We start from the raw sequence: 12,463 nt of genomic DNA on the forward strand, positions 1-12,463 counted from the left end.
CGCGTTTATCGCGGTTTTTTTATGTTTTGAATAATTAAAAAATTAATGATCAAGAGAAATAAGCTGAATACTAGGAAACTGAAAACCGCGGCAAGATAATTCTGAGCGCCATGCCACTGTTAGCATCATATTGCCTAAAACAAAATTTTGATAAGCAAATGTCCCAATAAGTGGATGAGAACATATTCCGCCATTGTCTGTAGGATGTGCTTGGGTATTTAAAGTGTTTAAATCTAATCGTATACCGAGACCTGATGCTTTTAGAACAGCTTCTTTAGTCGTCCAGACTTTAAACCAGTATTCTCTGTCTTGTTCTAAGCTTAGCCACGTTTCATATTCATCAGGATGAAATGCATGCTGGGCTAAAGCTTCCAAACGAACTTTACGGTCTAGTTCTTCAACATCTACACCGATATCTTTAATATGCGGGCTCATCGCTAAAGCATAATACTGTTGGCTATGAGAGTGATTGAAATCTAAATCATGATTCAGTAAATATGGCTTGCCATGCTCATGCTTTGCAAATTCTAAATCCGTTATTGTAATTTGTAATTTCTGTGCTATCAGCTCGTTTCTAATGTTATGTATTTGCTGTTTTTTATAATGATTAAATGCACGAAAGTCAGGAAAATCTTGTTTAGGTTTTAAAAGAAGCCGGGACAATGTCTGTGTGTAGACTTCAATATTACGCTTAGACATTATCCCGACCTTATTTAAAATTAATTAGAATTTAACCACGTCGCCTTTTAAGGTAACGCCCGCCATCATGGCACCTTTGTAGCAATCGTAAGTTGTCGTACTTGTGGTTTCATTGGCTTTAAAATAGCTCACAATATTAGTAACCGCGTTTGCACCTTGTGCTTTAGCATTGTTTTGCATTTGGATGAGTGCTGAACGTAAAACCCAATCACAAGACGTTGCTGCTGACTTACCAAAACCATTGGTCTTTTTATTGGTCACCGCATCTTTTTGAATGACTTTACCACCAGACTTTGTACCCTTTAAATAAAACTTTACTGAACCATCTAAAGTGCCATCTGCAACTGCACGGTCTACAGCTTCTTTAAAATTTAACTGATGTACTTCATCTCCAGCCTGAACAGTGGCAGTAAAACCCGCACTTAGCATTGCTACAAATAAAAGTTTTTTATTTAACATTGTTGTGTTCCTTATTGTTTAACACGTTTAAAAATAAGCGAAGTATTAATTCCGCCAAAAGCAAAGTTATTGCTCATAATAATGTCAGCATCCAGAGTTCTTGGCTGCTGAACGATATAATCCAGATCGCCGCACAGTGGATCAACTTCATCTAGATTTAAAGTTGGAATAAAACGGCCACGATTCATCATTTCAATGCTCAGCCAAGCTTCAATAGCCCCACACGCCCCCAGCGTATGTCCAAAGTAGCTTTTTAAAGAGCTGATCGGCTTACGTCCCAAAACTGCTGCTGTCGCCTGACTTTCTGCTACATCGCCCTGATCAGTTGAGGTGCCATGCGCATTTACATAAGCAATGTCTTTAGCTTCTACAGATGCATCTTTAAGTGCCAATTGCATACAGCGCCCCATCATTTCTGACTCGGGGCGAGTTACATGTTGACCATCAGTATTGCTACCGTAGCCAATCACCTCTGCATAGATATGGGCACCTCGAGCTTTGGCATGTTCGTATTCTTCTAAAATTAAACAGCCCGCCCCTTCACCAATCACCAATCCATCTCGCTTAGCATCAAATGGTCGTGGTGTTTTTTCTGGTTGGTCATTCATTCCACTGGTCGCGAACAATACATCAAAAACCGCAGCACCTGCTGCACTGAGTTCTTCTGCACCACCAGCAATCATGACCTGTTGTTTGCCATATTTAATCGCTTCATAGGCTTGCCCAATGGCCATAGAGCCAGAAGTACATGCACTTGAGGTCGGTAAAGTTAACCCTTTTAGACCAAAATATACGGTCATATTCACCGCACTTGTGTGGGCCATCATACGAATATAGGTTGTTGCATTGATCTTACTCATGCTCTGATGAAGCAACATGCTTGCAAACTCACCCACAGCCTCTACACTGCCCGCAGAAGAACCAAAGGCAACACCCGCTTCGCCACTAGACAAAATTTCGTGTCCAAGCAAGCCAGCATTTTGCAAAGCAGTTTCGGCACAAACCACAGACATAAGCGCTACACGCCCCATACCACGGGTAACCTTACGGTTAAAATGCTTTGGAACATGAAATGTTTCAACAGGTCCAGCAAGCTTGGTCCGAAGGTCAACATACTGTTCCCATTCCGGCATGTAGCGAATACCACTTTTAGCGGCTTCAAATTGGGCAAAAATCTCATCAGAGGTTTCACCTAAAGAGGTAATTCCAGCCATTCCCGTCACGACAACGCGTTTCATCAGATGAGTCCCCCATTCACAGAGATAACCTGTCGAGTTACGTAAGAAGCTTCATCTGAACACAAGAATTTCACCACGCTAGCAACTTCATCGACTTGTCCCATGCGTTGTAACGGAATCATTTTAAGTGCATGCTCTTTGACTTCATCGGTAACCATTTCCGTCTCAATCAGGCCGGGTGCTACACAGTTCACGGTAATTTTTCGCTTGGCCAATTCGAGTGCCAAGGCCTTGGTCGCACCAATCAACCCTGCTTTTGCAGCACTGTAGTTAACCTGTCCACGGTTACCCATAATGCCAGAAACCGAAGATAACGTGACGATACGACCCCCTTTACGCAAATGGATCATTGGCATAACTAATGGTTTTAATACGTTATAAAAACCATCTAAGGAAGTCGAAATAACTTCATCCCAATCTTGATCTGTTAAAGCTGGGAAAGCACCATCATGGGTAAGACCTGCATTCAATACAACACCATAGAATCCACCATGCTGTTCTACATCTTGTTCTAAAATTTGCTGAACCGTCTGGCGTTCAGTGACATCAAACATTAAATAATGGCTATTTTGCCCTAAAGCTTGAATCTCTTGTACGACTTGTTCTGCATCTGCCTGACGCGAACGGGCATGCACAGTTACATCAAAACCCGCCTTTGCAAGTTGTAATGCAATCGCTTTCCCAATTCCTCGACTTGAACCCGTTACTAAAATTCGTCTTGTCACAATGTATTCCTAATTCTTTGTAGTTATTCAAATGGTGTTTCTGTTGGCTCAAATACACTTAACGTTGCCTGAATGCAGTGTTCAGCATATTTGATTTCACAGGAAAATTGCCCAAGTCCTTCATGAAAATATTGTTGTTCTATTTGAATGATCAATCGTGAACCTAAAGCGAAATACGGGATTGGTAAATTTAACTTACGTGTTCCCAATAAAAAACCGACTTTTGGCGCTTGTTTTGACTGCTGGCCTTGCCAGCCTGAATAAGCGCTGATGGTTTGTGCCATAATTTCAATGCTTGCCCATGTCGGCAAGCCTTCTGCTTCACAGAACATGAGCTCGGGTGTAATCGTGAGTTCTGCTTGTGCCCGCCCTTCTGCAACATCAGTTAAATGGTCAATAAAAACCATAGGCTGCTCATGAGGAATATATTGAATTGCATCAAGTTTCATCAGGGCTTCACTCCAAAAACAAGACTAATATTACTTCCCCCAAAAGCGAAAGAATTACTCATCACATAGCGAATGGGTTGTTTTAGTTCAGCATCTTGCACATAGTTTTGGTCAGCCAAATCCGGATCAATCTCAACATTTTGATGCAATGGCAACCAACTTTGATCTTTTAGAACTTGTTCACAAATAAAAGCTTCTATAGCGCCAGCTGCACCAAGGCAATGTCCAGTTTTGTGTTTGGTGCTACTTAAAGCAACCTGATAATCACCAAAAACTTGTCGTACGGCCTTAATTTCCATTGCGTCATTTTGTGGAGTTGCTGTGCCGTGCAAGTTGATATAACCAACCTCTTGAGCTGAAATATGAGCCATATCTAATGCGCGTTGCATGGCTAATGCTGCACCTTTGCCTTCAGGATGTGGAGCCGAAATATGCCATGCATCCATCGATTCACCCGCACCCATTAACATCACAGGAGCAGTGGCTTTACTTAATACAAAAAATGCAGCAGCTTCACCAATATTAATGCCATCACGTTTCACACCGCAGGGTTGGCAAGTCCGTTCAGATAAGCTTTCTAGGCTATTAAATCCATTTAGTGTCAACTGACACAAGGTATCGACGCCACCCACCAATACAACATCGGCTAAATCTGCATGAAGTAAACGCTGCCCCGCAGCTAATGCTTTCGCGCTTGAAGAGCAAGCGGTCGAAATAGTATATGCAGGCCCTTCCCATCCTAAGTACTGCTGCAATGCTTTTGCTAAACAGCCCATTTCCTGAGGATAGTGAGATATTGAAAGTTCGGTTTTCCCTTGAAAATATTGCTTAAGTAATAATTCATTATCTGAAATACCAGAGGTGGATGTGCCCACCACAATGGCCAAACGTTTATTTTCAAAGGATGCCGTATAGTCTCTTAACGCTGCTTCGATTTCAGATAATGCAGTTAATGCAAAACGTAGATTACGTGAATCTACAGACTGTAAGGTGTTTGGTACATTCGAGCATAATGGATGTGTATATTGCCCCACCCACACATTACGATCAGCAATTAAATCATCTCGCAAACTTAAGGTTTGCTGTGGCTGTTGTAATGCCTGTTTGATTTGATTAAGTTCGCAACCTAATGCAGATAAACTGACACTTAATTGTATGCCTACTGCCATTGTGGCTGCATTTTCTGAAGGTAAATGTTTCATGGTGTAGGACTTTCTTCTGTCTGCAACGTATTTTCAATCGAACTCAGCGTCATGGTATAAGGGACTTGTTGATTAATCAATTCAATGCTTCCTTGCCCTTGTTTAAGCTGCAACACAGGCTGCTTTTCAATATAAACAACCTGCATGCCTGCTTGTTGTTTCATCTCTACTGCTTGTTGTCCTAAATGTGAAAATTTAGGGTATGTCGCAAACAAAAGATCACGTACCACAAACTCAAAAGGCAATAAACGCATTTGATCAATACGTTGTTCAACATGAACCCGATGTCCATCGAACTGTAACTTAAATAATTGTTGACCTGTCAGGCTCAAAGCCACCATATCCAGTACAGCACCCTTTTGCTGTTGGTATAACAAGAAGCTAAAACTTTGCTGCTTCCACTGAACTTCAACCTGATCTTGTCGTTGATAAGCTTGCGCCTGCCATAGTGGGCTTTGCAGCCCTTTGGCATGTGGCATAACCTGACAACCATTTAAAAATATAAAGCTACTGAGTAATATCGTTGCCCATTTGCGTTGCATGATTACCCCTCAAGTGCCTGTTCTTGTGCCAAGCCCTCACGACAATATTCTGCCAAAGTAGTAAGTCTACGTTTGGCATTTTTATGGATTGGATTTTTTTCATCCCACGCATAACCAGCCAGTAATGAAGAAATCATACGGCGAATGCCTTCATTCTGATTTTGTGAGAACACTACATTTTGAAACTCGCCTTCATACCATGACTCAACATAGGCACGAAACACCTGAATACCACGGCGTAATGGTTTTTCATATTCTTGCAACCAGTCTACCTGCTCACCTTGCAAGACACGCTCAACCAAAGGTACAGCCAAGCTGGAAGATTTTAAAGCGATCGTCACACCCGATGAAAAAACGGGATCGAGAAACTCACCAGCATTACCCAATAGTGCATAGTTGTTGCCGGCCAAGTGTTTTACATTCGCTGAGTAACCCACCAAGGTCCGTACTGGTGTATCAAATCTTGCACGGTGCAATACATGTGACAAGCTTGGCTCATCGGCTAAAATACGCTTAAACATTGCCTCAGGTTCATTATCTTCAGCATTTTCGACCGTGTATTTGTCAAAAAAATCTTGTTCTGCAACCACACCAAAAGAAGCACGACCATCTGCAAATGGAATAAGCCAATACCATGCGCGATGATCTTTTTCGTGCACAGTAATTAAAATTTTATTGCGGTCAAACTCAGGGTCATCTGCAATCCCATCTTCAATATGGGTAAACAGTGCACGACGTACTGGAAAGTTTGATGGGCTCTCTAGATCTAAAAGCTTTGGTAAAATCCGCCCAAAACCACTCGCATCTAACAAGAATTTAGTTTGAATCTGATAACGCTGTTGTTCTTCATCTAATACAGTAAGTACAGGTTGTTCAGATGCAACATCAACATCTAAAACCTCATGTCCAAAGCGTATGTCAGCACCATAAACTTGTGCCTGCTTTGCTAATAAATTGTCAAAATCTGCACGGCGAACTTGCCAAGTAGTCCCCGGCCCATCCGTAAATTTTTCTGTAAAGTCATAAAAGCTACGTTGTTTACCGCGTAAAAAAGCCGCGCCATTTTTAAATTGAAAAGCGTATTGATCAACATGCTCACGGACCGTTTCTAATAAACCAGCCTCTTCTAAAAATGCCATAGATTGCGGTAACAATGACTCACCAATCGAAAAACGTGGGAAATGCTGTTTTTCAATGACCGTAACGGTATAACCCTTTTTTCGAAGCAGTGCCGCAGCAGAACTACCTGATGGTCCAGCCCCAATAATTACGACGTCAATTTTTTCTATAGTGCTCATAGCACAACTTCCTTTTTAATTTATTCAAATTATGAATGGTCTTGTAAATTCACGATATGTTTTTCATCTGCGGGGGTTAATAAAGTCGCATAGATAAACGAGAAAATAACCCCGAATAAAACCGTTAAACCAAAACAATGAATTGCGTAAGTATGGCTAAACGAAAGTAATCCAAAGCCTAGTAAGGTGGACATCATACATAAAAATAACGCCATTCCAACCACTTGCGGGTGATCATGTCCATGTCGGTAAAAAATTGCATAGTCGACTCCAATCCCGATAATCAGGAAAGTCGCCATAATACTAAACAGGTTAATCTCGACACCTAACCATGCCTGAACAGCAAAAGTGCTCAGTAATGCCAAGCTTACTGGCAGAACCAAAGGCACAATCGAACTTAGACCATAAATAAGCGCTAAACCAACCGCCAGACCAATTAAGGCATAAATGAGAAGATGCTGAGCCTGCACTCGATGTTCGGCAAACATTTCCGACATTGCAGTAATCGGTTGCTGGAAGTTTATGTGATCATTCTGAAGCTGCTTTAACACTTCAGGCTGTTTCACTCCTGTCACCATCACTAATCGTTCACTGGCTTGAGGCTGTAAAAAAGCTAAAGGATGGTCTTTAAATACAGAAAAATCTAATAACGGTTGTGTTGCCAGTTGCTGTTGCCACTGTAAAACATCAGTGACATTTAACCCCATGCTTTGGGCATATTGCTGCAAAGTCGCTTTTGGAATATTTCTTAATAGTTGTACATTGTTTTGCTGCTCTGCCAATGGGGGAATCCATTGTCCTAGAGCTTGAAATGCACTGATTTTTCCTTTTGCTTGCAACTGTTGTAATTGCCCAATCAGTTGCTGCTCTTGTTGCTGCATTTCATTTGCAGAGGCTGCTCGTACTACAAAATAATCACTACTTTGTTGCTGGCCAAATTGCTCACGAACAGCTTGGTCTTGCTGTTTCAGACTCACATCCATCCCTTGTAAGTTACGGATGTCATCATTACTTTTAAGATAGAAAAGACTCACCGTACCCACTGCTAAAATGGCTGCAATCAAGCCATAACGTATTTTAGCTCGTTGTTGAAACCATAAGCGTGCTTGTCCAATCCACGACAATGCTCGTATGGCTGGCTGAGCATTGAGTGCGGGCAGTCTTGGCAATAAAAGCACACTACTAATCCAAGCCGCAGTCAGTCCCACAATTGAAAAGACTGCAATCTGCTTGAACCCAGGAAATGGAGTAAAACTCAAAAAGATGTAAGCAACCAATGTGGTCATTAAGCCCATAAACAAGCTTGGCAATAGTGGTTTTAAAATTTGAAAACCGCCAAGCTGTCTATGCTGTGATTGCATCGCCATAAAATAAAATGAAAAATCGACACAAACACCAATAAGACTCGCACCAAACACCAATGTCATCAGGTGAATTTCACCAAACATCCAATGCGTGACTGCAAATGCAACAAAGCTTCCGGTCGAAACTGCAATAAACTCGGTCGCCAAAGGTCGCAATGAACGAAAGCCAAACCAAACCAGAAAAATTAAGCCCAGTGTCGAACCGACACCAATGGTTGAAATTTCCTGCTTAGCCGATTGCGTCCCAAAATTTGAAAATAAAATAGTTCCAGTCCAATGAGAATTTAATCCCATTGTCGCTAACTTTTGCTTAGTTTGCTCAATCCAGTTCGATACTTGTTCTTGATAATCAATATTGTATGGGCTTTGGGTTAACTGTAATACGAAAAGCCGAGAGATACCTTGCTCATGGTGAATGGTCGCAAAGCCCTGTTCCATTTCAATATCTTGTTGTGACGGATTCGCCAACTGCATGGCATAACGAGGGAACAATAATAGCGGGTCTTGCTTAAGTGATTCAGCAGTGACAGGCATGCCGGGACTCATCATCTGCATCAGACTTTGTTCAGTCAGCGCAGCATAGTCCTTTTTTTGCAATAAGGCTTGATCTTGAGCACTCAACAAACCTGCTCGATGTTGATACAACTGTTTTGCAAATTGATCAAGATCAAGTTGTGGCTTGAGTGGCTGCCACAACTGACTTTGCTTGGCCTGCGCTGTTAAGAAATGAGTCGCTTGTTGTATCGCAACTTCATCTTTGGCATCTACCACCACAAATACTTTATTGTTGAGTTGCTCATTCATGTACTGCTGAGTACGTGCAAGTTCTGGGTCTTGCTGAACTTTAGGCAATAACGCAAAAATATTAGTTTGAATATGAATATCTTTGTTCAGCCAAGTCACGCCAAGCCCCACTGCAATGAGCAGCAGAGCAATTAACCAAAGTGCAGTGAACTTATTTTGCCAGTTGGAAAAGCGCATGCTCAGCAGCCGTTAGAGTCGTCGGTTGAGAAGTCTGGTGACTAAAACGAATGGTCGTCAAATTATTGGCTTTTTCGGTAATCACAATTTGGTTAACGTACTGTTGCCCTTGCGCATCAACACGTACAAACAGCTTTTTAAACAGGCTACTTTTCGGAGTTAAGCTCATGCTCCAACCCGCTGGACTATAGTTCGCACTCACTACATTAAAATTCTTTGCCAAGGCCTGTTCATTACCTGACATTAACTGCAAAAATAAAGTTGCTACAGAGCTATAAGGTGATTGATCCACCTGAATTTGGCTAAATGTACGCTGCGTTTTTTGCACTAGCTTGGTTGGGGTAACAATCAAATCTGCTTGTACTGGGCGTTTGATTTGCCATGCCACACCATAAGATTTAGCAAATAATAACGAGCCGTTCGACATAAAGGTCTTATTCAACGATGGCAGTTTTTTTTGCTGTTCGAAATCAGCACGAACCGTAGGAGACTGCGACAATTGCTGAAAAATTTGAGTGACCTGTGCCGGTGCTGCATAGACCGCACTTAAACTACCCATCCAGATAGCAGTACCTAAACCTAAAGTTTTGATGAATTGAGACATCACGTATTCCTCTTCGGTTGAAACTCAGACCACGCATTCAAACGATCAAACAAAACCTGAGGCGACTGAAAACACATTTCACGGGCTTCAATATTCACCGCCACCTGTGTGGTATAACCTTTAGTTAAACGTTTCCCAGACTCAGCATCAAAAATTAGATAATCAATTTTTAAGCGGTTTTCCCATTCTTTTAAGATGGCGCGAACCCGAATCTTTTGTTCAAACTCAATCCCATATGCATAGCGAACATGGCTTTCAATCACAGGCCATGCATAGCCTGATTCTTTCATCTGCATATAGTTGTAATGAAATTGATCGAGCAATTTACAACGCGCAATCTCAAAATATTTTAAATAGTGTCCATGCCAAACCACATTCATGGTATCGACATCATGAAATGGAATTTCAATGATTACATCTGCATGCATTGGCTCACCTTATCCCATAAATTCTGGTTGATTAAACAATTCAAGTTGGTCTAAACGATCAACAATCTGTTGTAATTCGGTTTGTAATGGTCGGTCTTCTTCGACAAATGCAAAGCTTTGTAAGGTCCATTGCATAAATGCCTGCAATGTTGGGCTTAACTGTGCTGTTAAACCTTTCAGATGAATCGCCTGCACACTAGCGCAGCAGAGGGCTGCAATTACTTGCTGGGTTAAAGTAATCACACGGCTTGCATCACGTGCTGCAATGGTTCCCATACTGACTTTATCTTGGTTATGACATTCGGTTGAACGTGAAAAAATTGAAGCTGCTAAAGTATTTTTCAAGGCTTCAGCAGTCCACGCTGAAACCCCGATTTGCACAGCTTTAAAGCCGTGATTGAGTGGTAAACGTTCAGCCGTTGCCCCTGTTAAATTACGTGGCAAACCATGATTCATTTTATGATCGACCAATTGTGCAATCTGTCTATCCATCAAGTCAGCAATATTGGCAATCATAATTTTTAAGCTATCCATTGCTTGTGCAATGTGCCCACCGTAAAAATGCCCGCCATGCAACACACGCATGCCTACAGGATCAATCAATGGATTGTCATTACTTGAATTCAGTTCATTTTCAATAAACTGACGTAACCATACTTTTGAGTCTTCAAACACACCAATAATATGCGGTGCACAACGCAACGAATAACGATCTTGCAAACGTGGGCTTTGATGTGCTGTTTGTACTTCACTGTTAAGCCAGTCACGCAATTGTTTGGCAATCTGTTGCTGTCCCGGATGAGGTTTTTGTGCAAACAGTACTTCATCGAAATGACTAGGATTACCTTCCAAGGCCAGCACATTTAGAGCGGTAATTAGAGTACTTGCGAGTGCAATCTGCTCTGCTTTTTTATAGTTTAAACAAGCAATTGCCGTCATCACGGCAGTGCCGTTCATAAGCGCCAAACCTTCTTTAGGCCTGAGCGTTAATGGTTGCAAGCCTTTTTCAGCATACACCTGAGCAACAGAGGTAATTTGTCCATCAATATAGACATCACGCTCCCCGATTAACGTTCCAGCAATGTAAGACAACGGCGTTAAATCACCGCTTGCCCCCACCGAACCTTCAGATGGAATGACTGGAATCACATTTTCATTGAGTAGCCAAACCAAGCGTTCAAGCAATGCCAAAGACACACCTGAATAACCACGAGCCAACGAACATAAACGCGTCACCACTACTGCACGTGCAGTGATCACATCTAGGTTTTCACCTAAACCACAACCATGAAAACGTGAAAGATGCAGTGGTAACTCATTGACCTGATGTAATGGCACTTCAACTAAACACGAGTCACCATAACCCGTGGTCACACCGTAAATGACACCTTCTTCTTCAAGTAGCTGATCGAGAAAATCAGCACCTTTTTGAATTAGGTCACGCCATGAAGATGATGTAGGTAACGCAACCAGACATTCGCCTCTTGCGACCGAAACGACATCTTCAATACTCAGTGGCTGTTCACCTACGGTTAACACACGCATGTTATTTCGTCCAAAAATTATAAAAATTAAACCATTGATAAGGGGCACGCAGACAATGCTGTTCTAATACGGCAACATAAGTTTTAGTTATGGTTTGCATACTTTCAATACGGTTAGCGCGGGGTAGACTTACCTGCTCGGCAATTGAATGAATATGAACTTGAAACTGTTGTTGCACACGGTAGCAAAATACAGCTATAACAGGTACTTTCAGTAAGTTTGCCAAGATCCATGCACCTTGTGGAAAGGCTGCTGATTCCCCTAAAAACTCGATATGCTGGACACGATCTGACTGCACAGGTACACGGTCCGCAGCAACAATCACCCACTCACCCTGTTGCATTTTGTCTTGTAAAATCATAGCAGTTTCAATACCCAACTCATCGACGGGCAATAAGCAAACATCAGCCTTATCATTTAGCTTTTTCAAAAACTCATTAAACTTGGTCGCGTGCTTTTGGTATACCAGCACGTTAATTTTCTGGGGATGTTCTGACTTAATTGCCCGAAGCAATTCAATATTGCCAAAATGGGAAACCACAATCAGCGCCCCTTTTTGGTAGTGCCGAGAAAAGTTTTCATGCCCAAAAACTTCTAGATTCTGCTCTGAGATATGCCCTAGCCAACCTTCAATCTTATCTAAAATACATTCACCAAATTGCATAAAATGCGTATAGCTATTTGCCCAAGTTGGTTCGTGGGTAAAGGGAGACTGTGTTCCAGCAAAATGATGCAGTTTTTGTAAATAAATTAAGGAAGCTTGTCGTGCTGTGGCGGCAAACAGCCAATACCACATAATGACAAAGTACATCACCAACTTGCATAACCAACGTCCACCAAAACGGTAAAACCACAACATAAGCATGAGGGGCACCATGCCTCCTCGCTCTTTAATGTCATTCCATTTTGGAGAAGCTGAATCTGACATA

The 12,463-nt window shown here is 41.9% G+C and carries 13 protein-coding genes; all 13 read right to left on the reverse strand.

What is annotated here, in order from left to right; translation table 11 throughout:
- Positions 1 to 42 precede the first annotated feature (42 nt).
- Genes RMB03_RS01255 through RMB03_RS01315 form a run of 13 tightly spaced genes read right to left on the reverse strand, consistent with a single transcriptional unit; the run spans position 43 to position 12,462 of the window.
- On the reverse strand, positions 43 to 699 hold the full coding sequence (locus RMB03_RS01255) for a 4'-phosphopantetheinyl transferase superfamily protein (protein ID WP_311073290.1): 657 nt from the start codon (positions 697 to 699) through the stop codon (positions 43 to 45).
- Between the two features lie 24 nt (positions 700 to 723).
- The gene (locus RMB03_RS01260) at positions 724 to 1,158 is read right to left on the reverse strand and encodes a hypothetical protein (RefSeq protein ID WP_005036894.1); all 435 of its coding nucleotides are present in this window, start codon (positions 1,156 to 1,158) and stop codon (positions 724 to 726) included.
- A gap of 11 nt (positions 1,159 to 1,169) precedes the next feature.
- On the reverse strand, positions 1,170 to 2,396 hold the full coding sequence (locus RMB03_RS01265) for a beta-ketoacyl-ACP synthase (RefSeq protein WP_231761946.1): 1,227 nt from the start codon (positions 2,394 to 2,396) through the stop codon (positions 1,170 to 1,172).
- Entirely contained in the window at positions 2,396 to 3,121 is a 726-nt protein-coding gene (locus RMB03_RS01270) for a 3-ketoacyl-ACP reductase FabG2 (protein WP_005044822.1), read from the reverse strand. Before RMB03_RS01270 ends, RMB03_RS01265 begins: the two co-directional genes overlap by 1 nt.
- A gap of 23 nt (positions 3,122 to 3,144) precedes the next feature.
- Positions 3,145 to 3,570: a 3-hydroxylacyl-ACP dehydratase gene (locus RMB03_RS01275; RefSeq protein WP_003654915.1), complete on the reverse strand. Its 426-nt coding sequence runs from the start codon at positions 3,568 to 3,570 to the stop codon at positions 3,145 to 3,147.
- The gene (locus RMB03_RS01280) at positions 3,570 to 4,772 is read right to left on the reverse strand and encodes a beta-ketoacyl-[acyl-carrier-protein] synthase family protein (protein WP_311073291.1); all 1,203 of its coding nucleotides are present in this window, start codon (positions 4,770 to 4,772) and stop codon (positions 3,570 to 3,572) included. The genes RMB03_RS01275 and RMB03_RS01280 overlap by 1 nt, the downstream gene beginning before the upstream one ends.
- Positions 4,769 to 5,314, reverse strand: coding sequence for a DUF3261 domain-containing protein (locus RMB03_RS01285; protein ID WP_311073292.1), 546 nt, complete (start codon positions 5,312 to 5,314; stop codon positions 4,769 to 4,771). The genes RMB03_RS01280 and RMB03_RS01285 overlap by 4 nt, the downstream gene beginning before the upstream one ends.
- A 2-nt stretch (positions 5,315 to 5,316) precedes the next feature.
- Entirely contained in the window at positions 5,317 to 6,612 is a 1,296-nt protein-coding gene (locus tag RMB03_RS01290) for an NAD(P)/FAD-dependent oxidoreductase (protein WP_311073293.1), read from the reverse strand.
- A 29-nt stretch (positions 6,613 to 6,641) separates the two neighbouring features.
- Positions 6,642 to 8,957 (reverse strand): hypothetical protein, encoded by a 2,316-nt coding sequence (locus RMB03_RS01295; protein WP_311073294.1) that lies wholly within the window; start codon positions 8,955 to 8,957, stop codon positions 6,642 to 6,644.
- Complete coding sequence (locus RMB03_RS01300) at positions 8,932 to 9,561, reverse strand: outer membrane lipoprotein carrier protein LolA (protein WP_311073295.1); 630 nt, start codon at positions 9,559 to 9,561, stop codon at positions 8,932 to 8,934. The genes RMB03_RS01295 and RMB03_RS01300 overlap by 26 nt, the downstream gene beginning before the upstream one ends.
- Positions 9,561 to 9,989, reverse strand: a complete 429-nt coding sequence (locus tag RMB03_RS01305) for a thioesterase family protein (RefSeq protein ID WP_003654902.1) — start codon at positions 9,987 to 9,989, stop codon at positions 9,561 to 9,563. Before RMB03_RS01305 ends, RMB03_RS01300 begins: the two co-directional genes overlap by 1 nt.
- A gap of 9 nt (positions 9,990 to 9,998) precedes the next feature.
- Positions 9,999 to 11,534 carry an aromatic amino acid ammonia-lyase gene (locus RMB03_RS01310; protein ID WP_311073296.1) on the reverse strand — a complete coding sequence of 512 codons (1,536 nt, stop codon included), beginning with the start codon at positions 11,532 to 11,534 and terminating at the stop codon, positions 9,999 to 10,001.
- A gap of 1 nt (position 11,535) precedes the next feature.
- The gene (locus RMB03_RS01315) at positions 11,536 to 12,462 is read right to left on the reverse strand and encodes an acyltransferase (protein WP_311073297.1); all 927 of its coding nucleotides are present in this window, start codon (positions 12,460 to 12,462) and stop codon (positions 11,536 to 11,538) included.
- Position 12,463: the final 1 nt, after the last annotated feature.

It is taken from the genome of Acinetobacter sp. V91_7 (assembly GCF_031799075.1).
Classification (GTDB): domain Bacteria; phylum Pseudomonadota; class Gammaproteobacteria; order Pseudomonadales; family Moraxellaceae; genus Acinetobacter; species Acinetobacter calcoaceticus.